General features: G+C 48.3%; 24 protein-coding genes. 16 read left to right on the plus strand and 8 right to left on the minus strand.

Going from position 1 to position 23,426, the window contains the following annotated elements:
- The 3 genes from KF839_RS10220 to KF839_RS10230 all read left to right on the plus strand — a co-directional run.
- Positions 1–939: adenylate/guanylate cyclase domain-containing protein (locus KF839_RS10220; RefSeq protein WP_292917745.1), on the plus strand; the 939-nt coding region annotated here is incomplete at its 5' end.
- 532 nt (positions 940–1,471) lie between these two features.
- Complete coding sequence (locus KF839_RS10225; RefSeq protein ID WP_416362363.1) at positions 1,472–4,603, plus strand: tetratricopeptide repeat protein; 3,132 nt, start codon at positions 1,472–1,474, stop codon at positions 4,601–4,603.
- Between the two features lie 15 nt (positions 4,604–4,618).
- Positions 4,619–4,954: a hypothetical protein gene (locus KF839_RS10230; RefSeq protein WP_292917747.1), complete on the plus strand. Its 336-nt coding sequence runs from the start codon at positions 4,619–4,621 to the stop codon at positions 4,952–4,954.
- Positions 4,955–5,094: 140 nt separating this feature from the next.
- Here the strand turns inward: KF839_RS10230 and KF839_RS10235 are convergent, their stop codons facing one another.
- From KF839_RS10235 to adk, 3 genes are all read right to left on the minus strand, one after another.
- Complete coding sequence (locus KF839_RS10235) at positions 5,095–7,155, minus strand: sodium-translocating pyrophosphatase (protein ID WP_292917748.1); 2,061 nt, start codon at positions 7,153–7,155, stop codon at positions 5,095–5,097.
- 223 nt (positions 7,156–7,378) lie between these two features.
- Positions 7,379–8,638 (minus strand): 6-phosphofructokinase, encoded by a 1,260-nt coding sequence (locus tag KF839_RS10240; protein WP_292917749.1) that lies wholly within the window; start codon positions 8,636–8,638, stop codon positions 7,379–7,381.
- Positions 8,639–8,773: 135 nt separating this feature from the next.
- A complete protein-coding gene (adk, locus tag KF839_RS10245) occupies positions 8,774–9,427 on the minus strand; it encodes an adenylate kinase (RefSeq protein ID WP_292917827.1) in 654 nt (217 codons plus the stop codon).
- 222 nt (positions 9,428–9,649) lie between these two features.
- Here adk and recA point away from each other — a divergent pair, with 222 nt between their 5' ends.
- The 8 genes from recA to KF839_RS10285 all read left to right on the plus strand — a co-directional run bounded on the left by recA (position 9,650) and on the right by KF839_RS10285 (position 16,058).
- Entirely contained in the window at positions 9,650–10,699 is a 1,050-nt protein-coding gene (gene recA, locus KF839_RS10250) for a recombinase RecA (RefSeq protein WP_292917750.1), read from the plus strand.
- 5 nt (positions 10,700–10,704) lie between these two features.
- A complete protein-coding gene (recX, locus tag KF839_RS10255) occupies positions 10,705–11,163 on the plus strand; it encodes a recombination regulator RecX (protein ID WP_292917751.1) in 459 nt (152 codons plus the stop codon).
- Positions 11,160–11,525, plus strand: coding sequence for a hypothetical protein (locus KF839_RS10260; RefSeq protein WP_292917752.1), 366 nt, complete (start codon positions 11,160–11,162; stop codon positions 11,523–11,525). The genes recX and KF839_RS10260 overlap by 4 nt, the downstream gene beginning before the upstream one ends.
- Positions 11,522–14,119: an alanine--tRNA ligase gene (gene alaS, locus KF839_RS10265; RefSeq protein ID WP_292917753.1), complete on the plus strand. Its 2,598-nt coding sequence runs from the start codon at positions 11,522–11,524 to the stop codon at positions 14,117–14,119. The genes KF839_RS10260 and alaS overlap by 4 nt, the downstream gene beginning before the upstream one ends.
- A 96-nt stretch (positions 14,120–14,215) precedes the next feature.
- Entirely contained in the window at positions 14,216–14,476 is a 261-nt protein-coding gene (locus KF839_RS10270) for a type II toxin-antitoxin system HicA family toxin (RefSeq protein ID WP_292917754.1), read from the plus strand.
- Positions 14,469–14,678 carry a type II toxin-antitoxin system HicB family antitoxin gene (locus tag KF839_RS10275; protein ID WP_292917755.1) on the plus strand — a complete coding sequence of 70 codons (210 nt, stop codon included), beginning with the start codon at positions 14,469–14,471 and terminating at the stop codon, positions 14,676–14,678. Before KF839_RS10270 ends, KF839_RS10275 begins: the two co-directional genes overlap by 8 nt.
- Positions 14,678–14,848, plus strand: a complete 171-nt coding sequence (locus tag KF839_RS10280) for a hypothetical protein (protein WP_292917756.1) — start codon at positions 14,678–14,680, stop codon at positions 14,846–14,848. Before KF839_RS10275 ends, KF839_RS10280 begins: the two co-directional genes overlap by 1 nt.
- A 190-nt stretch (positions 14,849–15,038) precedes the next feature.
- Positions 15,039–16,058: a ParA family protein gene (locus tag KF839_RS10285; protein ID WP_292917757.1), complete on the plus strand. Its 1,020-nt coding sequence runs from the start codon at positions 15,039–15,041 to the stop codon at positions 16,056–16,058.
- 55 nt (positions 16,059–16,113) lie between these two features.
- Here the strand turns inward: KF839_RS10285 and KF839_RS10290 are convergent, their stop codons facing one another.
- A complete protein-coding gene (locus KF839_RS10290; RefSeq protein WP_292917758.1) occupies positions 16,114–16,326 on the minus strand; it encodes a type II toxin-antitoxin system HicB family antitoxin in 213 nt (70 codons plus the stop codon).
- 109 nt (positions 16,327–16,435) lie between these two features.
- Here KF839_RS10290 and KF839_RS10295 point away from each other — a divergent pair, with 109 nt between their 5' ends.
- The 5 genes from KF839_RS10295 (at position 16,436) to KF839_RS10315 (ending at position 18,740) form a co-directional block, all read left to right on the plus strand.
- Complete coding sequence (locus KF839_RS10295) at positions 16,436–16,729, plus strand: nucleotidyltransferase family protein (protein ID WP_292917759.1); 294 nt, start codon at positions 16,436–16,438, stop codon at positions 16,727–16,729.
- Positions 16,722–17,066 carry a HepT-like ribonuclease domain-containing protein gene (locus tag KF839_RS10300; protein ID WP_292917760.1) on the plus strand — a complete coding sequence of 115 codons (345 nt, stop codon included), beginning with the start codon at positions 16,722–16,724 and terminating at the stop codon, positions 17,064–17,066. Before KF839_RS10295 ends, KF839_RS10300 begins: the two co-directional genes overlap by 8 nt.
- A gap of 110 nt (positions 17,067–17,176) precedes the next feature.
- Positions 17,177–17,632: a hypothetical protein gene (locus tag KF839_RS10305; RefSeq protein WP_292917761.1), complete on the plus strand. Its 456-nt coding sequence runs from the start codon at positions 17,177–17,179 to the stop codon at positions 17,630–17,632.
- Positions 17,633–17,742: 110 nt separating this feature from the next.
- On the plus strand, positions 17,743–18,150 hold the full coding sequence (locus KF839_RS10310) for a TA system antitoxin ParD family protein (RefSeq protein ID WP_292917762.1): 408 nt from the start codon (positions 17,743–17,745) through the stop codon (positions 18,148–18,150).
- Between the two features lie 5 nt (positions 18,151–18,155).
- Positions 18,156–18,740 carry an ATPase gene (locus KF839_RS10315; RefSeq protein ID WP_292917763.1) on the plus strand — a complete coding sequence of 195 codons (585 nt, stop codon included), beginning with the start codon at positions 18,156–18,158 and terminating at the stop codon, positions 18,738–18,740.
- 49 nt (positions 18,741–18,789) lie between these two features.
- Here KF839_RS10315 and KF839_RS10320 read toward each other — a convergent pair whose 3' ends face one another.
- The 4 genes from KF839_RS10320 to KF839_RS10335 form a co-directional block, all read right to left on the minus strand.
- The gene (locus KF839_RS10320; RefSeq protein ID WP_292917764.1) at positions 18,790–19,926 is read right to left on the minus strand and encodes a PilT/PilU family type 4a pilus ATPase; all 1,137 of its coding nucleotides are present in this window, start codon (positions 19,924–19,926) and stop codon (positions 18,790–18,792) included.
- 41 nt (positions 19,927–19,967) lie between these two features.
- Positions 19,968–21,011 carry a type IV pilus twitching motility protein PilT gene (locus tag KF839_RS10325; RefSeq protein WP_292917765.1) on the minus strand — a complete coding sequence of 348 codons (1,044 nt, stop codon included), beginning with the start codon at positions 21,009–21,011 and terminating at the stop codon, positions 19,968–19,970.
- 140 nt (positions 21,012–21,151) lie between these two features.
- Positions 21,152–22,402 carry an EAL and HDOD domain-containing protein gene (locus tag KF839_RS10330; RefSeq protein ID WP_292917766.1) on the minus strand — a complete coding sequence of 417 codons (1,251 nt, stop codon included), beginning with the start codon at positions 22,400–22,402 and terminating at the stop codon, positions 21,152–21,154.
- A 39-nt stretch (positions 22,403–22,441) separates the two neighbouring features.
- Positions 22,442–23,284, minus strand: a complete 843-nt coding sequence (locus KF839_RS10335) for an HDOD domain-containing protein (RefSeq protein ID WP_292917767.1) — start codon at positions 23,282–23,284, stop codon at positions 22,442–22,444.
- Positions 23,285–23,426 lie beyond the last annotated feature (142 nt).

A 23,426-nucleotide genomic window follows, 5' to 3' on the forward strand; every position in this document is an offset into this window, starting at 1 on the left:
CTTTGTTTACAAATTCCAGCGGCATTCTTTGGCGCAGTGCTGCTCAGATATTACGAAGCCAAGTTGGATCGTCAGCAACTTAAGGAAGCATTCGGTTATTTTTTACCGGAGCGGGTCGTCAACGATATCGTTAAAAATGCCGGCGCCATGGCATTTTCCAATCAGTTGGTTTATGGCGCTTGTCTGGCGACCGATGCGGAGAAGTATACAGCGCTCGCGGAGAAGCTTGAACCGCAGCAATTGGCGCAGCTGATGAATGATTATTATGCGGCTTTGTTTGAACCCGTCAGGCGGCATCACGGTATTGTTTCCGATGTGGTTGGAGACGCGATGCTGGCAATCTGGTCAAAGACCTCATCGAAAACCGATCTGAGAAAAGACGCTTGCTATGCTTGTTTGGATATTGCAGCGGCCATTGATCACTTTAATCAAGTCAGCACGTATCAACCTTTGCCGACGCGGATAGGATTGCATTTCGGTGAGATGCTACTAGGGAATATCGGTGCGCTTCATCATTACGAATACCGTGCGATCGGCGATATCGTCAATACGACTAACCGCATCCAGGGTGTCAACAAATATTTAGGTACCCGTATTCTGGTGTCCTGCGAAGTGATCACGGGGCTGGATGAATTTCTGATCCGCCCCCTCGGTGATTTTCTCTTAACCGGAAAATCCACGCCGGTGAATCTGTTTGAGTTGATTACGCATCGAGATTCAGCCAGCGAACGGCAATTATGGTTATGCGAAACCTTCGATCGTACCTTAAATGCATATCGGCGCCAGCATTGGGATGAGGCCAGCAAAGGTTTTAATGAAATTCTTGATGTGATGCCCGAAGACGGCCCTGCCCGTTTTTTCTTGACTGCTTGTCAGCAATACCGATCGGCTGTTCCAATCGATTCATGGGATCCGACCGTGCGCATCAGCAACAAATGATGCCGCTGATTTTTCGTTAAAGCGTGTTGTGTGAATTTTGTCACAAGCAGCTGATGCGGTTCCGCCTAAGATTCGAGTTAGTTTGATTATTATCAAAAGATTAAATGTCCAAGCTAGTGCCAAGGTTATTTCTCTCGTATAATTCGGATCCTGCCTGAAGAAAGGTTTGTGAAAGCACTTTTCTTTGGACCGAAGGTCACGCATCGCAACGTACTTCAGATCTGGAAGAATAACAATAATGAGAACATGCCAGAGATTTCAATCTTATTTAAGTTGTCGGAGTTTTTTGGCGTGCTTATTGGTTGTTGCCTGCTTGCCGGTACTGTTGCTGATAGGTTCCGGTAAATCTTATGCTGGAGGACCTTGTGAACCGGTTGTGGCCGAGATCATTTCAATTCAAGGGATTATCGAATTGCGTCGCGCTTCCAGTACAACTTGGCAAGCGATGACGCTGCATACCGCTATCTGCCCGGGCGACAGCGTTCGTGCCCGTACGCATAGCCGCGCGGCTTTTTTGCTAAGTAACGCGAGCGTGCTGAGATTGGATCAGAAAACGAGCATGGCTTTTTCAAAACCGCAAAACCAGGGAAAAGCCAGTTCGCTCCTGGAATTGTTATCCGGGGCCATTCATATCATTACGCGCACGCCAAAACCGTTTAAAGTCAGAACACCGTTTGTCAATGCGGGGGTCGACGGTACCGAATTTTTTGTCGGTGTGGACGGAGATAGTACGCGACTGGTGATTTACGAAGGAAAAGTAACCGTCAGCAATGAGCAAGGAAGCTTGGTTCTGAATGATCACCAAGCCGCTATTGCTACACGCAATACCGCTCCGCAACGTGTGACCACCATTAATCCGACCGATGCGGTGCAGTGGGCGTTATATTATCCAGTGGTTATCAATTATCAACTGACCCTGTTGACGAATGAGTTGGCATTGCATCCGGAGTTACGGCAATCGGTAGAGCGATATCAGCAAGGCAAGACGTTCGAAGCGCTGTCAATGCTCGAAAACATCCCGGCGCGGGACTTCACAGTGAATCTTCGTTTGTATCAGGCCGGATTGTTATTGGCGCTCGGCCAGGCCGACGAAGCCGAAACGGAAATTGGCCACATACGCGACGCACAACCTAATAATAGCGATGCTTTTGCATTATTGGCGATGATTGCAGTTGTTCAAAATAAAAAAGAACACGCATTGGAGCTTGCCACGCATGCTGTCTCCTTGAATAAGGATTCTCCGGCTGCAAAACTGGCGCTTTCTTATGTGCAGCAAGCGCATTTTAAAATTGAGGAAGCGCTGAAAAGTACTCGGCAAGCCATTGCAATCGACCCGGACAATGCATTGGCTTGGGCGAGGTTGGCCAAGCTGCAAATGTCGCATGGTGACTTGGATCGTGCATTGGATGCCGCGCAGCGTGCGGTCAGTTTGAACCCCGGTTTCGCTCGGGTAAAAACAGTCTTGGGTTTTGCGCAATTGTTGCAAGTACGGATACAACAGGCCAAGGCTGAATTTTCGGGAGCGATTGCATTGGATCAAGCGGATCCGATGCCCAGGCTGGGGATGGGGTTGGCACTGATTCGCGAAGGTGAAATCGAGGCCGGTCGTCTTGAACTGGAAATAGCGGCCAGTTTGGATCCTGCCAATTCCTTAATTCGCAGCTACCTGGGTAAAGCCTATTTTGAGGAGAGGCGTTATCCGCTTGCCAGCACACAGTTTGATTTGGCCAAAGAAAAAGACTCGCAAGATCCGACCCCCTGGTTTTATGATGCCATTCAAAAGCAAACCCAGAACAGACCGGTCGAAGCTTTGATGGACTTGCAGAAATCTATCGAGCTTAATAACAACCGTGCCGTATACCGGTCGAAGTTTATGCTGGATCAGGATGAAGCGGCGCGCGGTTCGAGCCTGGCGCGGATCTATGATAATTTGGGATTTGAGAAGCGCGCGCTGGTGGAAACAGCCCGATCGCTGAGTATTGATCCGGCGAATCACTCCTCGCATCGTTTCTTGTCGGATGCGTATGCGAATATCTCGCGGCATGAAGTGGCGCGCGTCAGTGAATTATTGCAAGCGCAGTTGCTGCAACCTATTAACGTGAATCCGGTGCAACCGCATTTGGCTGTGGTGGATCTCAATATCATTAACAATACCGGTCCGACCAGAGCGGGGTTTAACGAGTTTGCACCGTTAATGGAGCGCAATAAGCCACAATTGGTCGCATCCGGGGTTGCCGGTAGTAACAGTACTTTTGGAAATGAAGCGACACTCTCAGCGGTTTACGACCGGGCTTCGGTCAGTCTCGGGCAGTATCACTTTCAGTCCGATGGATTTCGTTCCAATAATGATCAGAATCATAATATCTATAATGCTTTCGTGCAGTATGCATTAACACCGAAATTGAATGTTCAGGCCGAGTTTCGCCGGCGTAATTCCGAACATGGCGATTTACTGCTTGATTTTAATCCGTCGTTTCATTCGTGGAATCGAAGGCACCTGGATCAGGATACCGCTCGTGGCGGAATACATTATTCACTTTCTTCAAAACAGGATTTTCTGATTTCCGGTATTTATTATGACCGCCGCGAGAATCAAGTTTTTCCATTTGATCCTGCTTTCTTAACGACCCGGAGTAGTTTGAAAGACCAAGGCTATCAACTGGAAGGACAATATCTGCATCGCGATAAATTTGTTAATCTGGTTACCGGAGCAGGCGCTTATCAAATTGATGCCAGGCATCTATGTAGTGGCATTCCATGTTCTTCGGCCTCGAGTAAAATAAATTTTACTCGGGAACGCGAGAATGCTTATATTTACTCGAACCTGAATTTCTTTGCAAATATCAATGCAACTTTAGGCGTGAGCTATGATGCTTTTAGAGATGGTGTCGATCAACATTTTGATGCCGTGAATCCGAAGTTTGGATTGCAGTGGGATCTCACGTCGGCGCTTCGATTACGGTTAGCTTGGTTCGAGTCGGTGAAATCCGCGTTGATTGCGAATCAGACGTTGGAACCGACACAAGTGGCCGGATTTAATCAGATGTTCGATGATTTGAACGGCACGCGATCAAGGCGCATGGGAGCAGGATTGGATGCTGCTTTCAGTAAGAATTTATACGGCGGCATGGAAGTATCGGACCGGGATTTGAAGGTTCCTTATCTCAATAGTAATTTCAGACAGTTTGCCAGTGAGCAGCAACAGGAAAGACTGTACCGTTCGTATTTGTACTGGCTGCCGAATGCGCATTGGGCGATCAATGGAGAATTCCAGTATGAACAGTATGATCGTGCAGCAGTCTTCGTCAACGATCCCAATAAACCTTACGAAATCCACTCACTCAGCGCACCGGTGACGATTAACTATTTTCATCCAAATGGTTTCTTCGGCAAAGTCAGTACAACTTACTTGCAACAGAGTCTAAAACGCTTGCCGGATGCCGATCCTCAACTGACAGAAGGTAATAGCGATTTTGTGCTGTTGGATGCGGCATTCGGTTACCGATTACCCAATCGGAGAGGAATCCTGAGTTTTGAAGGACGAAATCTGAGCGATGAGCAGTTCTACTATCGCAGCTATAACTTCCAGTTTAATGAGATGAATACCTCTTCCCGTTTCATTCCGACTCGTACATTCTTTGTACGTCTTACTTTAAATTATTGATAAAGGAGTTTTGAAATGCCTAAACCTATTCCAGCGACTGCCTTAAACGCGTTAAAAAGTGAAGCCGGTATCGATGATGTCGTTGTGATGCTGTGCATCGACAAGACTGGTAAAGTTCATCAATTGAAAGGAGCGAACGTGAATGGCAGTGACCAAACGGCTGCTCGTCCGCTTACAACCACGACAGCAGCGGTTCAGACAATCAGTATGATCCAGCATACAGATCAACCGACACTTGCATCGCTCAATCCGGGAGGAGCGTCAGGTGGTGGAACGCCAAGTCCACAGACTGCAACACGTACTTGCATAACAGTCATCATTGGTGGCGCATCAGTTACTTATTGTTGGTAGCCAGCTTAAATATACGTACGGGTCGGATACTCGGAAATTAAGAATTGTTGCAATTGTTGTGTAGTAAGCAGCGCTTGTCAAAAAGAAAAAGCACATCAGAAATCTGATGTGCTTTTTTTATTACCGCCTTAAAAATCAGATCATAGCAACGGAATAATCAGCAATGCCACAATATTGATGATTTTAATCAATGGATTGATTGCCGGGCCCGCGGTGTCTTTGTAAGGATCCCCCACGGTATCGCCTGTTACCGATGCCTTGTGGGCTTCGCTACCTTTACCGCCGAAATGCCCGTCTTCGATATGCTTTTTAGCATTATCCCAAGCACCGCCACCGGTTGTCATCGAAATTGCAACGAACAAACCGGTTACGATTGAACCCATTAATACACCGCCCAATGCTTGCGGTCCGAGGATCACGCCGACCAGCAGCGGAATCAATACCGGCAGCAATGAAGGAACCATCATTTCCTTAATGGCCGCTTTAGTGAGCATATCCACTGCACGGGAATAATCCGGTTTAGCCGTACCCTCCATGATTCCCGGAATTTCTTTAAACTGACGGCGTACTTCGATCACAACGGAACCTGCGGCACGTCCCACCGCTTCCATCGACATCGCTCCGAAAAGATACGGAATCATACCGCCGATAAAGAGGCCGATAATAACCATGTGATTCGACAGGTCGAATGATAACTCAAAACCGGCATGTTCCAATGCATGTGTGTAGTCAGCGAATAGTACCAGTGCCGCTAGGCCGGCGGAGCCGATTGCATAACCTTTGGTTACCGCTTTGGTGGTGTTACCAACGGCATCCAGTGGATCGGTGATGGCGCGAACCGAATCGGGCATCTCCGACATTTCAGCGATACCACCGGCGTTATCGGTAATCGGACCATATGCATCCAATGCGACGATGATACCGGTCATCGATAGCATCGAGGTGGCTGCAATAGCAATTCCGTACAAACCGGCCAGTGCGTACGCCAATAAAATGGTGATACAAACTGCCAGCACCGGTGCTGCGGTTGCGCGCATTGAAACACCGAGACCTGCGATGATATTGGTTGCATGTCCCGTTGTAGATGCTTCGGCAACGTGTTGAACCGGCGGAAAATCGGTTGATGTGTAATATTCAGTGATGACAACCATCAATCCGGTTAGTACCAATCCAAGCGCAGCCGCCAGAAAAACGCGCATGACCAGCATGCCGCCCGCTACTTCGGTGCCGTCGAGATCCAGCGACATGCCGCTCATGAACCAAACGGTTACGGGAAGATATGCTAATAATGCAATACCGCCGGCAACTGCCAAGCCGCGGTAGAGCGCATTCATGATCTTACCGCCTTCGCGCATTTTGACGTAGTAGCAACCGATAATCGAGGCAACGATAGATACTGCGCCTAACATCAATGGATAAATCACGGCGTCAACAGCGTTTGCCGTAAATAACAATGCGCCCAGAATCATGGTTGCGATGATGGTCACAGCATAGGTTTCGAACAAGTCGGCGGCCATACCGGCGCAATCACCGACATTATCACCGACATTATCTGCAATTACCGCTGGGTTACGAGGATCGTCTTCCGGAATGCCGGCTTCTACTTTACCGACCAGATCCGCACCGACGTCCGCGCCTTTGGTGAAAATACCGCCACCCAAACGAGCGAAGATGGAGATCAGCGATCCGCCGAATGCAAAGCCGATCAGCGGTTTGATAATGTCGCTAACTGCTTGTTCGGCATCCGATCCACTACTGAATAACATGGCACAGTATCCGGCCACGCCTAGCAGACCTAACCCGACAACCAGCATACCTGTTACCGCGCCACCCCGGAAAGCAATCGCCAGTGCTTCGTTCAATCCGACGCTTGCTGCCTGAGCAGTACGCACATTCGACTGAACCGATACGGTCATTCCCAGGAAGCCTGCGGCACCGGAGAGGATTGCACCTAATGCGAAACCAACAGCCGTATCCCAACCCAGTGCTAACCAGAGCGCGAAAAATAGAACAGCACCGACCATCCCGATCGTCATATATTGACGCTTAAGATACGCGGAAGCACCTTCTTGAATTGCTTTTGCAATTTCTTGCATCCGCTGACTGCCTGTAGATTGATCAAAAATACCCTTGATCCATATACCACTGAATACGAGGGCTACAATCGCGCTAATAATTGCGATAACTAAACCACTAGCCATAGAGAGCTCCAATTAAAGTCAGACCATAAAAACGATATGTGAAATCTTGGCCTCATTGATTTCACATGATTAAACATTTGTTCGAAGATAAAATCAGGTTGTATTTTATCTGTTCTTGTTCATTGAATGCATCAAATATTTATGAAATTTAGATTGTTAGGTAATTGAATTCATCGTGTTTGACTTCCTTACAACACCGAAACAATGATCGTTTTATTGCTTGTTAAATTTTGAATTCACCCAATTTCTTTGGAACAGCCACGTTTTTTAACCGCACATAATCCGGCAAGCCATTTTTGTAAGGCGGATAATCCTCGCCTTCGATCAATGGCGCTAAATATTCACGGCAGGATTGACTGATGCCGAAGCCATCTTCACTGATAAATTCAGCCGGCATCATTTTTTCGACATTTGCAACATTCGAAAGCTGCGCCATTCCGACCGACCATTTATAAGGTACGTTGGATTCCCTGACGATCGTAGGCATTACCGAATTATGCCCGGCAATAGCATATTCAACCGCAGCTTTACCCATTGCGTACGCTTGTTCGACATCGGCTTTGGATGCAATATGTCGTGCAGCACGTTGCAGATAATCCGCGACACCCCAGTGATATTTCAACCCCAATCCATCTTTAATGATATTGGCGACGACGGGGGCTACGCCGCCTAACTGCGCGTGTCCGAATGCATCACGCAGTCCTTGGTCGGATAGGAAGTTACCATCCGCGCCTTTTACACCTTCTGAAACCACAACCGAGCAATAGCCATATTCTTTGACATAGTGATCAACTTTCGCAAGGAATTTTGCTTTGTTAAATGTGATTTCCGGAAATAAAATCACGATTGGAATTTCGCAATCCGGGCTGGACGCCAAGCCGCCTGCGGCCGCGATCCAACCGGCATGACGCCCCATCACTTCCAGAACAAACACTTTCGTGGATGTTTTGGACATGCTCGCCACATCAAAGCTCGCTTCACGGGTGGAGACCGCAATATACTTAGCGACCGAGCCAAAACCGGGACAGCAATCGGTGATCGGCAAGTCGTTATCGACGGTCTTAGGTACGTGAATAGCCTGAATCGGATAGCCCAGGGTGCCGGATAATTGCGAAACCTTTAAGCAGGTATCCGCGGAATCGCCGCCGCCATTATAAAAGAAATAGCCGATATCATGCGCTTTGAATACTTCGATCAAGCGTTCGTATTCGCGCCGGTTTTGCTCCAAGCTTTTCAGTTTGTAGCGGCACGAGCCGAATGCGCCGGACGGGGTATATCGCAAACCGGCGATTGCAGCGGCTGAATCGGCACTGGTATCGATCAGATCTTCTGTCAATGCGCCGATGATACCGTTGCGGCCCGCGTAAACGGTGCCGATTTTATCGGTATGCTGGCGCGCTGTTTCCAATACGCCTGCGGCAGACGCGTTAATGACCGCAGTAACGCCACCGGATTGTGCATAAAATGCATTCTTTGTTGCCATAATTTTCTCCTGAATGGTCAAATCAAAATCATAAACCCATATTTCTATAAATTTGCACGAACAAAAACCCAGACTGCGATTTGTCGCAATCTGAGTTTCTAATCTTTGATATTAAGATAAATCAGTTAATTAAGCTTATTTTAACGCTGAGAGAATCTGATCACGGATATGTTCAACTGTGCCGATACCCGCAATCTTTATATAGTGAGGAGCACCGGTTTCCCCATTTTTCGACCATGTGGAATAGTAATCAACCAGCGGCTTTGTTTGTTGATGATACACTTCAAGCCGCTTTCTGACAGTCTCTTCTTTATCATCATCCCGCTGAATCAGCGGTTCACCCGTTACGTCATCCACATTATTACTTTTCGGTGGATTAAAATCCACATGGTACGTGCGGCCTGAAGCCGGGTGAACGCGACGGCCGGACATCCGTTTGACGATCTCGGCATCCGAAACGTCTATTTCGACCACAAAATCAATTTGCACGCCAGCCGATTTCATCGCGTCCGCTTGCGGAATTGTGCGGGGGAAACCATCGAATAAAAAACCTTTTGCGCAATCAGGCTGCGCAATACGCTCCTTAACCAGATTGATAATAATATCGTCCGAAACCAATCCGCCAGCATCCATAATTTTTTTTGCCATCAAGCCGAGCTCGGTTCCCGCTTTGACTGCTGCACGCAGCATATCGCCGGTGGAAATTTGCGGTACATCGAAATGTTCCTTAATATAATTGGCCTGCGTGCCTTTTCCGGCGCCCGGGCCTCCTAACAAAATGACGCGAATGATTGTTCTCCCTGTTACCAATGATTGCTGAAAAATGGATCAGCGCCGATTACCATCCGGTGCTGCGTAATTTCGCGCAATTATAACGCACGTGCGTTTGATTCTCGAGTTTTTTACTATGTTATTCTTTTTTCCGCCTAAACAATGATATGAAACAAGTTAGATGGACCGGATACGGTTATGCGATAATTTCCAGATTCTTCATATAGGATTCGATTCAGCATGGATGAAAATAGAAGCAAGGCATTAGATGCAGCATTGGCACAAATCGAGAAACAATTCGGTAAAGGCTCCATCATGCGGCTTGGCGCAAATGATGTCGCCTACGACATCCAAGTCGTTTCCACCGGCTCGCTCGGGCTGGATATTGCGTTAGGCGTCGGGGGGTTACCGCGCGGCCGGATTATCGAAATCTACGGCCCGGAATCTTCCGGTAAAACCACGCTGACCTTGCAAGTCATCGCGGAGATGCAGAAATTGGGCGGTACTGCGGCGTTTATCGACGCGGAACATGCACTGGATCCGCAATATGCACAGAAAATCGGGGTGAATGTTAAAGAATTGTTGATTTCGCAACCGGATAACGGCGAGCAGGCATTGGAAATCGCCGACATGCTGGTGCGCTCCGGTTCGATCGATATCATTGTGATCGATTCAGTGGCTGCATTGACGCCACGCGCCGAAATCGAAGGCGATATGGGCGATCCGCAAATGGGCTTGCAAGCGCGACTGATGTCACAAGCGTTGCGCAAACTAACTGCCAACATCAAGCGCAGCAATACCATGGTCATCTTCATCAATCAAATCCGTATGAAAATCGGTGTGATGTTCGGTAACCCCGAAACCACGACCGGCGGCAATGCGCTGAAATTTTATGCGTCAGTGCGTCTGGATATTCGCCGCACCGGTTCGATCAAGAACGGCGAAGAAACCATTGGCAATGAAACCCGCGTCAAAGTGGTTAAAAACAAAGTGGCGCCGCCATTCAAACAAGCGGATTTTGATATTCTCTACGGCGAGGGCATTTCGCGCGAGAGCGAAATTATCGAATTGGGTGTGCTGCATAAATTGATCGATAAATCCGGCGCCTGGTACGCCTATAAAGGTGAAAAAATCGGTCAAGGCAAAGATAATGTGCGCGAATATTTGAAAGAACGCAAAGACATGGCGCAAGAAATCGAGCAAAAAATCCGTGCGATTGTCGGTATTCCCGATCACGGCAAGCCGATTAAAGACAAAGCCGGGAAAGACAAAATCGATAAAGAGAAATAACCCGGATGGATACTCGCTCCCCTATCGAAGTGCGGGCTTTGCGTTATTTAGCGCAACGTGAGCACTCACGCCGGGAATTGGAGCAAAAATTATCCCGCCATCAAAATCTTTGTGCTAGAGAAGAATTGTTGACCGTTTTGGATAAGCTGCAGCAGCAGGGTTATCTGAGCGATGAACGCATGGCGGAGCAAGTGGCGCGGCATCGCCGCTCCCGGTTTGGCAGTCAGCGCATCGTGCATGAATTGAAATCCAAGGGTGTCGACGACCATTTGATTGGCAATATTCTCCCAGGTCTTAAAGAAACCGAACTGGAAACGGCACTGCATATTTGGCGGAAAAAATTCGATCAGCCGCCTGCGACTCGGGAAGAACGTGCGAAGCACATACGATTCATGATGAATAGAGGTTTCTCCATGGAAACGATTCAACGAGTACTGACGCAAGCGGGCGAGGAAAATTCATGAGATTCCGCCTTGTACCTATCCTGTTGATGCTGGTGTGGACGATGGCTGGCATGCCGGTCAAAGCCGACACGGTAACCCCGATCAATGCAATCATTTCCGCACCGGTCAATTTTGACGGCAAGGAAGTGCTATTGCGCGGCATTCCCAAAAGTCCCACGCGTTTGCCGCTGATCAACTTCAAAGCCTATGTGCTGGAAGACAGGAGTGGTGAGATTACGGTTTTAACCGAAGCCGATTTACCCAATATGAACGAAGAAATTACCATCCGCGCAGTCGTGAAAAGCCTGGCGATTGTCAAAGGCGAAGCGGTTGGCTTGACCGTTACCGAACTTGAACGATACGAACAAATACAAAAACTATGAAAAGCAGCGAAATCCGCCAAAAATTTCTCGAATTCTTTGAATCGCACGGTCATACCGTTGTCGCATCGAGTCCGCTCGTGCCCGGCAACGATCCAACCTTATTATTCACCAACGCCGGCATGGTGCAATTCAAAGACGTATTCCTCGGACAAGACAAACGCCCTTACGTACGCGCCGTCAGCTCGCAGCGTTGCGTGCGCGCCGGCGGTAAACACAACGATTTGGAAAATGTCGGCTACACCGCGCGGCACCATACTTTTTTTGAAATGCTGGGCAATTTCAGTTTCGGCGATTATTTCAAACGCAACGCGATCTTGTTTGCCTGGGATTTCCTGACCAACACGCTCAAAATCCCGCGTGACAAACTGTGGGTCACCGTGTATTCCGAAGACGACGAAGCTGCGGACATCTGGCTGAACGAAGTCGGCGTCGAACCATCCCGCGTGGTACGCATTGCGACCATGGACAATTTTTGGCAAATGGGCGATACCGGCCCGTGCGGTCCTTGTTCCGAGATTTTTTACGACCACGGCCCGGATATTGCCGGTGGCCCGCCGGGTTCCGCCGATGCCGACGGTGATCGTTACATCGAAATCTGGAATCTGGTGTTCATGCAGTACAACCGCGATAGCAACGGTACATTGCACCCGCTGCCGAAACCGTCGGTCGATACCGGCATGGGATTGGAACGCATTTCCGCAGTGATGCAGCACGTGCACAGCAATTACGATATCGACCTGTTTCAAAGCCTGATCAAAGCCGCGGCGCGCGTGACCCACACCCAAAACCTTGCCGACAACTCGCTCAAAGTCATCGCCGACCATATCCGCGCCTGTGCGTTCCTGATCACCGACGGCGTTATTCCCGGCAGTGAAGGTCGCGGTTATGTATTGCGCCGCATTATCCGCCGCGCCATCCGGCATGGTTACAAGCTTGGACAGAAACAACCATTCTTTCATCAACTCGTGGAAGACCTAAGTCAAGTGATGGGGCAAGCGTATCCCGAATTGACTGCCGCCAAAACGCGCGTCACGGCGGTGTTGCTGCAAGAAGAAGAACGCTTCGCCGAGACCTTGGAAAACGGCATGCAAATTCTGGAAGCCGCACTCAGCCAAAATATTAAAATGCTGGACGGTGAAACCGCGTTCCGCTTGTACGATACCTTTGGATTCCCCATCGACCTGACCGCTGACATCGCCCGCGAGCGCGGCATCACCGTCGATCAAGCCGGTTTTGAGCAAGCCATGGCGCGCCAGCGCGAACAAGCGCGCGCCGCGAACAAATTCTCGATGCAGGAAGGGCTCGACTATCAAGGCGATCAAACCACGTTTTACGGGTACGACACGTTGCAGCACGAAGGGCAAATACTGGCGATTTATAAACAAGGCAGCGCGGTCGATTTCGTTGAAGCCGGTGACGAAGCCGTGGTGGTACTCGATCAAACGCCGTTCTACGCCGAATCGGGCGGTCAGGTTGGCGATTGCGGCGAACTGCTCGCTGCCAACGGCACTTTTGAAGTTGCCGATACGCAAAAAATCCAGGCTGGCGTGTTCGGCCACAAAGGCCTGCTGCGCAGCGGCCGCTTGGTCATCCGCGACAGCGTGCAAGCTCGGGTTAATCCGCAAACCCGCGTCAGTACCGCCAACAACCACTCCGCCACGCATTTGCTGCACGCGGCGTTGCGCAAAGTGCTCGGCACGCATGTCACGCAGAAAGGTTCGCTGGTCGACCCCAACCGGCTGCGCTTCGATTTCTCGCACAACGCGTCGATGAGCGCCGATGAAATCCGCGAAACCGAACGCCTGGTCAACGAACAAATCCGTAACAACTGCGTAGTCGAAGCCGCGTCGATGAAATACGACGATGCGATCAAACGCGGCGCGATGGCGCTATTCGGCGAAAAATACACAGACGTGGTGCGCGTCATCGGCATGGGCGAATTCTCCACTGAATTATGCGGCGGCACGCATGTACCGCAAGTCGGCCAAATCGGCCTGTTTAAAATCGTCGCCGAATCGGGCGTCGCCGCCGGTATCCGCCGTGTCGAGGCGGTGACCGGTAAAGGCGCGATCGATTACGTGCAGCAACGCGAAGCGCAATTGCTCGAAATCGCGCACACACTCAAAGCCAACCCGCAGGAAGTCACGCAAAAAATCGCCCAGATCATCGACAACGTGCGGCAAACCGAAAAAGAACTGGCACGCCTGAAAACCAAAATGGCCAGCTCACAAGGCGCCGACCTGGCATCGCAAGCGCAAGACGTCAACGGCGTCAAAGTACTCGCTGCCAACCTGGAAAACGCCGACGCCAAAACGCTACGCGAAACGCTCGATCAACTCAAAGACACACTCAAATCCTGCGCGATTGTGCTCAGTACCGTGACCGACGGTAAAGTCACCCTAATCGCCGGCGTCAGTGCCGACCTCACCAACAAAGTCAAAGCCGGCGAACTGGTCAACTTCGTCGCCCAGCAAGTCGGCGGCAAAGGCGGCGGACGGCCGGATATGGCACAGGCAGGGGGTACGCAGCCGGAGCAATTGCCTGAGGCGCTTCAAGGTGTGAAAGGGTGGGTTGAAACGAAAGTCGTGCAGTAGTCACAATCACCTTTGACTCATCGCAATAATCCCGGTTTAGTACCTGGCTCCGCATCGCGATTCGTTGTAATAGTTAGCTGAATTTGGATAATTAAAATGGGAAAGTATTCAAAACTCAGAATGAAAATTCTGACGGGCAGTGCTGATGCCGACATCGCATTTTCCGAACTTTGCCAATTATTGATCCGATTAGGATTCGCTGAGCGACTAAAAGGAAGTCATCACATTTTTACTCGCGAAGACATTGAAGAAATTATTAATTTGCAACCGAAACACAGTAAAGCGAAACCGTATCAAGTCAAACAGGTTAGAATGCTATTGACGAAGTATCGTATGGGAGAATACGACATTGATTAAATACGAATTAATTATTTACTGGAGCGAAAACGATCAAGCTTTCATCGCCGAAGTTCCGGAATTACCCGGTTGCATGGCAGATGGGGAAACCTACGAACTAGCCGTTGCCAATGTAAAAACCGTCATCGAACAGTGGATAGAAACCGCTCGGGAACTGGGCAGGGTGATCCCGGAGCCTAAAGGCAGGTTAATGTTTGCGTGATGGGGCTGTTAAAACGACAAGTCAACATCGACGAACTGGTTAACTTCGTTGCCCAGCAATTCGGCGGCAAACGGCCGGACTTGGCGCAAGCGGGAGGAACCCAACCGGAGCGGTTGTCAGAGGCACTTGGGGGAATGAAAGGGTGGATTGAGAGAAAATTCGCGACGTGAACTTGATTCATTCACAACATTTTCGATTCGGGGTCTAGTCTTGAGCTATATTATTATTAAGTTCTTTGCCTTTTAGCATTACTTTTTTATTATTGATTCTGTTTTTTTACAGAAAGTCAAATATGAACTTGACATGGTCATTTTAAGACACTAATATGTCTGAAAATGACTATTGCTAGAGGAAAAACTTATGTTGAGTTATGTATTTTGGAATAACAAGGGTGGTACGGGAAAAACCAGCTTAGCATTTCAGACAATCTGTCGATATGCAGACAAAAATCCCGACAAACGGATACTCGCAATTGATGTATGTCCCCAAGCTAATCTATCCGAGCTATTATTAGGTGGGCTAGACAACGATGGCAGTCGCACTTTACTAGAAAGACAAGGCTTAACACCTCGTTGCAGCATTGGTGGGTACTTTCAATTAAGACTTCCTGCTCCATTTACTTCGCCGACATTCTCAATCCGCGATTTTTTTACTAGACCTGTTGATTACAATAGAAATATTCCTGAGAATATAGACCTGCTTGCTGGGGATCCACTATTGGAGTTACAAGCTAATGCAATAAATACCTTAGCTAATACCCAAATTCCTGGTACTGATACATGGATTGAAATTATTGATTGGCTTAAAGACGCACTTGATCAAGTAGAAGGTGAATATGATGTAGTTTTCTTTGATGCTAATCCCAGTTTTTCTATTTATACACAAATCGCTATTTCTTCTGCAAACCGCCTCATAATACCAGTTATGGCTGATGATTCTTCTCGAAGAGCAATTCAGAATGCATTCTCTCTAGTGTATGGACTGAAATTACCCTCAGATATCTATTCTAAGTATGCTTTTGCTACTAAATTGCATTCTGCAAATCGTTTGCTACCAAAAGTACATCTAGTAGCTAAAAATCGAATAACTCAATATATGGGATCTGCATCTGCGTATGCAGCAGTATTGCGATCCATTGAGCAAGATGTATCTAATTTAATTCACTCCAATCCTGATATTTTTACATTTCACAGTGTTGAAAAAGGAATAGTTGATATCCGTGATTTTCAAACTACTGGTGTCGTTGCTTTTGCTAGAGGATGCCCTTTTTACGCTCAACCCAGTGGAAAATTAACCGTTGGCTCTCAGCGTGTTCAAGTACAAGAGAGCTATAAACAAAACTGTATCAACGCTGTTGATTCTATTGTTTGTAAGCTGTAACCCGTAAGGCGGAAACCCATTAGGGTGTTCCTCCGCATGACGCGATAAAATCGCGTCATGCGGGAACCTCAATGTATTGAACGATGCTGGTTGGTTGCGGTATGGGTAAACCATCTTCCATCATTCCTTCGATATGCAGCCCAATGGCTTCGCGAATATCCCGTTCCGTTTCTTCAATGGTCGATCCGGTTGTAACGCATCCCGGTAAATCCGGCACATAAGCCGAATAATTATTTCCTGCTTTTTCTACAACGATTGCATAACGCATGATTCACTCCTTGAATTTTGCTTGCTTAAGTATGCTGTTATTTCGCAAATTTTGTTAACGATGCGGTAGCATAGTGGCATTTCGATAATGCTAACTCTGGAAACAGAACATGATGAACCGACAGCAAGTTCTCGACACTTTACGCACACTCAAGCCTGATTTGATCGAGCGTTTCGGCGTAACACGCTTGGCTTTATTTGGCTCTACTGCGCGCGATGAGGCGAAAGAAAATAGCGATATCGATATTGTGATCGCTTTTGACGGACCGGCGACATCCAAGAAGTATTTTGGCGTGCAATTTTTGCTGGAAGATCAATTAGGGCGTCCGGTCGATTTGGTCACTGAGAAAGCATTGCGCCCGGAATTAAAGCCCTTTATTGAAAGAGAAGCGATTGATGTCTGAACGCGAATGGCGGTTTTATCTAGGGGATATGATCAGTTTTGCTGAGAAGGTGCTGGTTTATACGGAAGGGTTGGATCAAACAGCGTTTGTAGCTTCGGGTTTGAATTACGACGCCACCGTGCGAAACCTCGAGCTCATCGGAGAAGCCGCAACGCATATACCAGTTGAAATTCAAGAAAAACATAGCGCAGTGGCTTGGCGGCAGGTGATAGCAACGCGCAACCGGCTTATTCACGGTTATCTCGGAATTGATAATGATACGCTATGGAGCATCATTAAGGACGACGTCCCTGTCCTGATAATGCGATTACGCCAGATCAGCAGCAGTCTAAAATAACCAGAGATAATAATGGCACAATGAAAGCTATTCCATGATACAGCGAACTATAAGAGCTGCTGGCAAAAAATTCCAAAAAACTGATTGCAGAATAACAATCAAGAGCACCGATGAAATTTGAACGGCTGATCACCATTATCACCAACCTCGCCGTGGTAGCAGGTATGGTGCTGGTGGTATTCGAACTGCAACAAAACCGCGAGGCGATTCAGATTGCGCATCAGCTATCCCTCGCGGGATTGGTGAGTCAAGCGCATCTGGCCGTTGCATCGGATCAAGAACTTGCGCACCTGATAGCTCGCGCAAAGCGTAACGACACACAGGATTTCAGTTCCGCGGATATTGAGCGCGTCAATCAATGGGCATTGGCATTCCTTGAACCGCGCATCAGCTCGTACCATCTCAGGAGCAACGAGTTCGTTGTACTGGAAGATTGGTGCGATCTCATGCGCGATTTTACCGATCTCTACCGGCATCCCTATTTTGGCGCCATCGTGAAATCAGATCTTAGCTACGCCGATGCCATAGTGGCCGATATCGAGAATCGCTGTACTGTGAATAAATAACCTGTAAGACTTTGGCATACTTGCATAAATTTATTCGAGTATTTTCAGTGGGGTAGAAATTGTAGCAATATGCTACAATTTCTACCCCAGTTCTTTTTTGGAATTAAATCATGGCAAAAGCAGCCTCTCCGATACGTTTGCAGGATGAATTAATGCAAGCCGCAGCATTGACCGCAGGGCGGTTTCATCGCAGTACCGCCGAGCAAATCGAATACTGGGCGGAAATGGGGCGTAATGTTGACCATATGCTGAATCCGGACGATTTTCTGGCAATTTCCGCGGGGTTGGCGAAAATTATCGTTGAGCCTATTGTCAGTGAGCCGGTTGAAGCAACAGAATTATTTCACTCACTGGAAGATGATCGTGCCAGCGGCGTTTTGCCGGAAACAGTGACTAATAGCATGCTCAAGTATCAGGTTTCCTTAGCGCACCCCGGTTACCTGGAAAAAATTCACCCGGATGGCCGGATTCAAACGGGGAAATTTCAGGGTGGCGAGTTTATCGTAATTGATGATTGACAACATTGAGCAGGAAGAAACAACTCTGGTTGTTGGCCGGGGGCAATGGTGCGGGTAAAAGCACCTTTTATCGCACCCGGCTCGCACCGCGCAGTTTGTCGTTCGTGAATGCGGATATCATCGCTAAACTGCTTTACCCGCAAGCGCCCGAAGCGCATAGCTATCAAGCTGCCAAACTAGCGGAACAAATGCGCTTGCAGCTGCTGCGGCATGGCCGCAGTTTTTGCTTTGAAACGGTATTCTCGCATCCGTCGAAAATCGACTTCGTTGCACAGGCCAAATCGCTTGGTTTTGAAATTGTTCTGGTGTTCATTCATCTTGGTGATCCGGCGCTCAATCAGGCGCGTATCGTACAAAGAGTGAGCGAAGGCGGTCACAATGTTCCGTATGACAAAGTCTTCAACCGAATTCCAAGGACGCTTAAATTGATCAAAAAAACATTTTCACTATGCGATCAAGTGTATATTTTGGACAATTCCCGCGCGGATAATCCGTTCCAGCAATTGGCTGTGATTCGCAATGGGCAGGTTGTATTCGGGCATGATGTCATGCCCGACTGGTGCAGGGAATTACTAGCTGAATCTCCTTAGTATTTTTTCAATAGCGCGCTGTGCGAAGCAACAACACACGAAATTTTGCTTACGTAATTTCCAAATGCGCGATGCTGGAATGGAGATCTTGCGAGTGGGCTTCGCTACCTTCCAATTTGATTTTTAGACGGAGTTCATTTACCGAATCAGCGTTGCGCAGCGCATCTTCATAGCTGATTTTTCCGGCTTCGTACAGTTCGAATAACGCCATGTCGAAGGTTTGCATGCCCAATTCCTTGGATTTGCGCATGATGTCCTTGATTTCGTGCACGTGGCCTTTGAAGATCAAGTCTGCGATCAGCGGCGAGTTGAGTAGGACTTCAATGGCGGCGGCGCGTCCTTTGGCGTCTTTCAGTGGAATTAAACGTTGCGCTACGATGGCGCGTAAATTGAGCGACAGATCCATCAGCAATTGCGGGCGGCGTTCTTCCGGGAAGAAGTTGATGATCCGGTCGAGCGCTTGATTGGCGCTGTTAGCGTGCAATGTGCCCATGCACAAGTGACCGGTTTCGGCAAAGGCAATCGCATGTTCCATGGTTTCGCGGTCGCGGATCTCGCCGATCAGGATGACGTCCGGCGCTTGCCGCAGGGTATTTTTCAGCGCCGCTTCCCATGATTCGGTATCGACGCCGACTTCGCGCTGTGTGATGACGCAGTTGATATGTTCATGCACATATTCCACCGGATCCTCGATGGTGATGATATGGCCGTAGCTGTTTTTATTGCGATGCCCGATCAATGCCGCCATCGAGGTCGATTTGCCCGAGCCGGTGCCGCCGACAAAAATCACCAGGCCGCGTTTGCTCATCACAACTTCCTTGAGGACTTGCGGCAAACCCAAGTCGTCGAAGTCGGGGATCTTGGTGGTAATGGTCCGTAATACCATGCCGACGCGCTGTTGCTGTACAAACGCATTCACCCGAAAACGTCCGATGCCGGTTGGATTAATCGCAAAGTTGCATTCTTTGGTGGCGTCGAACTCCGCTGCTTGCTTGTCGTTCATGATCGACTTGGCGAGCATTTCGGTATGCTGCAGCGATAGCGATTGTTGCGAGACCGGCGTCATTTTTCCGTCGATTTTCATCGCCGGTGGAAAGCCGGTGGTGATGAACAAGTCGGAAGCTTTTTTGCTGAGCATTAAGCGCAGTAAATCCGACATGAATTTGGCGGCTTGTTCTTTCTCCATTGTGAGCTCCTTAATTCCTGGTTTGGCGGATAGCCTGAATATTAGATTCTGAAGTTGTCTTTATTAACGGCTTGTGCTCGGGCGTCAGCGACGGAAATAAGATTACGTTTTACCAGGTCAGTCAAATTCTGATCCAGCGTTTGCATCCCGGCATTCTGTCCGGTTTGAATCGCTGAATACATTTGCGGAACTTTGCCTTCACGGATCAAGTTGCGGATTGCCGGGGTGCCGATCATGATTTCATGCGCCGCGATCCGGCCTTTGCCATCCTTGGTTTTGAGCAACGCTTGTGAAATTACCGCGCGCAACGATTCCGATAGCATCGCCCGGATCATTTCTTTTTCCTCAGCCGGGAATACGTCGATGATACGATCGATGGTTTTTGCGGCGGAGCTGGTATGCAGCGTGCCGAATACTAAGTGACCGGTTTCGGCGGCAGTCATGGCCAGACGAATGGTTTCCAGATCGCGCATTTCACCGACCAGGATGATATCCGGGTCTTCCCGTAGCGCGGAGCGCAAAGCATTGGAGAAACTGTGCGTATCCCGGCCAATTTCACGTTGGTTAATCAGACATTTTTTACCTTCGTGCACAAATTCAATCGGGTCTTCCAACGTCAAGATGTGACCGTATTCATTTTCGTTGATGTCATTGATCATGGCCGCCAAGGTGGTTGACTTACCCGAACCGGTTGGGCCGGTGACCAATACCACGCCGCGTGGTTGCTTGGCAATTTCAGCGAATATTTTCGGTGCTTTTAAATCTTCCAGACTTAAAACTTTAGAAGGAATGGTCCGCATGACGGCTGCGGCGCCACGTTGCGTATTGAAAGCATTGACCCGGAAGCGTGCCAGATTCGGGATGGCAAAAGAAAAGTCGCACTCAAGATTTTCTTCGTAAAATTTGCGCTGACCGTCATTCATAATGTCATACACCATTGCATGAACTTCCTTGTGATCCATTTCCGGTAAGTTGATGCGCCGGATATCGCCATGCACCCGGATCATCGGTGGCATACCGGCGGATAAATGCAGATCCGAGGCGTTGTTTTTAACTACGAATGCAAGCAACTCTACAATATTCATCGCGATACCTCTTATGGCTGGTCATTGTCAAATGACATGTTTGGAAGTTTGTGAATTCTGATTAAACGATTGAGACTGAATGATTCAGCCGTCAACGGAACGAATCTATAAAAAATTGAGCAGCTTTGAATGAACGAGGTTTAATTTTTAGCGGATTGATTGAGCGTGTCGCTGATTCGGTTTGCCCAAGCCGCGGCTTCCAGTTCCATGGCGGTGAATTCGCTCAGGCTGAGAAAACCGAAATCTGCCAACATCGTGGTAACAATTTCAATTTCCCCTTTCTCGTAGGCTTCGATCAACGCTAACTGGCGGCCTAAGTACCCGCGCCGGGAAATCAACGCTTCGCTCATGTCTTTCTGGATGCTGAGCGTTCCGACCAGCTCGGACATTTCCATTCCGAGTAAGGTGTCGAGCAGCGACAAAATGCCGACCATGAAAGCCCGGTCTTGGTGATTCTTATCGTGGGGACGATCAACCTTGGCGATGGATTCAAGCAATTTGCCCCTGACCGCGGCTACTTGCATGAGCGCATCCGATGTGCTGCCATCCCGTTGTTTAGCGGCGTAGAGCAATATTTGCACCCAACGCTGTAATTGTTTCCGGCCGATGATCATGATCGCGCGCTTGATCGAATTGATTGTGCTGGGCAAACCGCTCGCAGCGGAATTAACCATGCGCAATAAGTTGTAACTTAGGCCGGGTTGGTACTTGAGTTCATTTTCAATGTCGCTGACTTCGCTATCTCTGACAACCAGCAGCAGCAGTTTTAACAGCGATAGCTTGGAGGGGTCGACGCGCTTTCCTGAAATGATTTCCGGTTGTGCAAAATAAAAACCTTGCAGCATCTGAAAATTTAAAGCGACACACTGTTTGGCGATTTCCTGGTTTTCTACTTTTTCCGCTAATAATAGTACCGGCCAACGTCTCAATGTTTTTATCAGTCCGATCAGTTTTTCGTGACTCAACGCGGCAACGTTGATCTTCACAACATTGATCAACGGCATGAGCCGATCCAGCCGGTTGTCGATTTCGACGATATTCGAAAGCGCCAGTTGATATCCTTTTTGTTTCAGGAAGGTACAGCGATCGATCAGCTCGTCGGTGATTTCTATGTTTCTTAAGATTTCGAAGACGACATGTTTCTTTGGGAGCATGCAAATGGCGTCATGCATGAGCATCTCTGTATCGACTTTGATAAAGCCGCGCCGCTTTCCAATGACGTTTTCGATGCCTAACTGACCGTAGGTATCAATGATGACATTGGCGGAAGCGGCGGAGTTATCGGATACGGTGACGGTATTGTCTTGATTGGAGCGAAATAAAAGTTCATAAGCAACCAATTTTTGCTTACAGTCAAGGATTGGTAATCTGCCAAGATAAACTTCCTTCATAAACTCTCCAGTGTTTCCTATCTTTTCTGAATGTTGTATCTACCGTATGACATTCAGTATTTCGGTGACCTGCAATTTGGCGACAGTTATGAGCGATTCAACAATTTCGGCTGTTAGTCCCAGATCATTCCATAATGCGAAAACCCGATCGGATATCGCTTTGTCAAGATTGACGGGTTGATTGGTGCAAGGGTTGATCGACATCGCGACATAGATTGCGGCGCACAGTGTTTTTGCATCGTATTGAAATTCTTTGTCTTTCGTGGAATTGCATTGGCATTCGACTATTTTCCAGATATTAGATGGTAGCTTCCATTGTTTCAGAAGCTCCGCACCCAATTGCGCCTGAGTAAAGCCGAAAATCTTACGTTCAGCCGCAGCGACCGCATCTTCACCCTGACTCATGTAATTCAGCACGGCAGCGGATTCTTTCGGATATTGATTAAAAAGAACCAATCGTCCAACGGCATGCAATAAACCGGCAATAAAGAATCGTTCCCGGCCAGCGACGCTGGAAGATAGTAGTCGTGCTGTTACACCACAGGTAATACTATGATTCCAGAAGGTATCCATGTCTACCAAATCGGAAGAAATGCCTTTGAAGGTGGAAGTCACGGAGGTGGCGATGACCAGGTTATGCAATTCTTTATGGCCGATGATGGAAATGGCTTTTATAACGGTTTCTATTTTTCCGGAAAATCCAAAATAAGAGCTGTTGGCAAACTTGAGTAATTTTGCCGTCAATGCGGGGTCACTGGAAATTACGCGCTCCAGTTCGGAATTGGTTGCATCGCCCGAGTCAATTAACTCATTGATGCGCATAACCGCATCGGGTAAAGAAAAAATTGAACGAACGTTTGCAGCGATTGTTTGTGGGTCCATTTGAGTTAGGCTAAATGCATTTTAATCAACGCTTCAGTGAGCTCGACAGAAGTTGTGCCGACGCAATAAACATAGTTTGATCCGGCGTATGTATAAGGGGCAATTAACCCGTGAGGCAGGATTATTTGCCTGCATTAGGTTA

The organism is Nitrosomonas sp., assembly GCF_019635155.1.
Classification (GTDB): Bacteria; Pseudomonadota; Gammaproteobacteria; order Burkholderiales; family Nitrosomonadaceae; genus Nitrosomonas.

What these genes read in the sequence shown, in the direction of transcription:
- KF839_RS10230 (WP_292917747.1), top strand. Translation starts at nt 4,619, where the DNA reads ATGCCTAAACCTATTCCAGCGACTGCCTTAAACGCGTTAAAAAGTGAA.
- KF839_RS10235 (WP_292917748.1), bottom strand. Translation starts at nt 7,155, where the DNA reads ATGGCTAGTGGTTTAGTTATCGCAATTATTAGCGCGATTGTAGCCCTC.
- KF839_RS10240 (WP_292917749.1), bottom strand. Translation starts at nt 8,638, where the DNA reads ATGGCAACAAAGAATGCATTTTATGCACAATCCGGTGGCGTTACTGCG.
- recA (WP_292917750.1), top strand. Translation starts at nt 9,650, where the DNA reads ATGGATGAAAATAGAAGCAAGGCATTAGATGCAGCATTGGCACAAATC.
- recX (WP_292917751.1), top strand. Translation starts at nt 10,705, where the DNA reads ATGGATACTCGCTCCCCTATCGAAGTGCGGGCTTTGCGTTATTTAGCG.
- KF839_RS10260 (WP_292917752.1), top strand. Translation starts at nt 11,160, where the DNA reads ATGAGATTCCGCCTTGTACCTATCCTGTTGATGCTGGTGTGGACGATG.
- alaS (WP_292917753.1), top strand. Translation starts at nt 11,522, where the DNA reads ATGAAAAGCAGCGAAATCCGCCAAAAATTTCTCGAATTCTTTGAATCG.
- KF839_RS10270 (WP_292917754.1), top strand. Translation starts at nt 14,216, where the DNA reads ATGGGAAAGTATTCAAAACTCAGAATGAAAATTCTGACGGGCAGTGCT.
- KF839_RS10280 (WP_292917756.1), top strand. Translation starts at nt 14,678, where the DNA reads ATGGGGCTGTTAAAACGACAAGTCAACATCGACGAACTGGTTAACTTC.
- KF839_RS10285 (WP_292917757.1), top strand. Translation starts at nt 15,039, where the DNA reads ATGTTGAGTTATGTATTTTGGAATAACAAGGGTGGTACGGGAAAAACC.
- KF839_RS10290 (WP_292917758.1), bottom strand. Translation starts at nt 16,326, where the DNA reads ATGCGTTATGCAATCGTTGTAGAAAAAGCAGGAAATAATTATTCGGCT.
- KF839_RS10295 (WP_292917759.1), top strand. Translation starts at nt 16,436, where the DNA reads ATGATGAACCGACAGCAAGTTCTCGACACTTTACGCACACTCAAGCCT.
- KF839_RS10300 (WP_292917760.1), top strand. Translation starts at nt 16,722, where the DNA reads ATGTCTGAACGCGAATGGCGGTTTTATCTAGGGGATATGATCAGTTTT.
- KF839_RS10305 (WP_292917761.1), top strand. Translation starts at nt 17,177, where the DNA reads ATGAAATTTGAACGGCTGATCACCATTATCACCAACCTCGCCGTGGTA.
- KF839_RS10310 (WP_292917762.1), top strand. Translation starts at nt 17,743, where the DNA reads ATGGCAAAAGCAGCCTCTCCGATACGTTTGCAGGATGAATTAATGCAA.
- KF839_RS10320 (WP_292917764.1), bottom strand. Translation starts at nt 19,926, where the DNA reads ATGGAGAAAGAACAAGCCGCCAAATTCATGTCGGATTTACTGCGCTTA.
- KF839_RS10325 (WP_292917765.1), bottom strand. Translation starts at nt 21,011, where the DNA reads ATGAATATTGTAGAGTTGCTTGCATTCGTAGTTAAAAACAACGCCTCG.
- KF839_RS10330 (WP_292917766.1), bottom strand. Translation starts at nt 22,402, where the DNA reads ATGAAGGAAGTTTATCTTGGCAGATTACCAATCCTTGACTGTAAGCAA.
- KF839_RS10335 (WP_292917767.1), bottom strand. Translation starts at nt 23,284, where the DNA reads ATGGACCCACAAACAATCGCTGCAAACGTTCGTTCAATTTTTTCTTTA.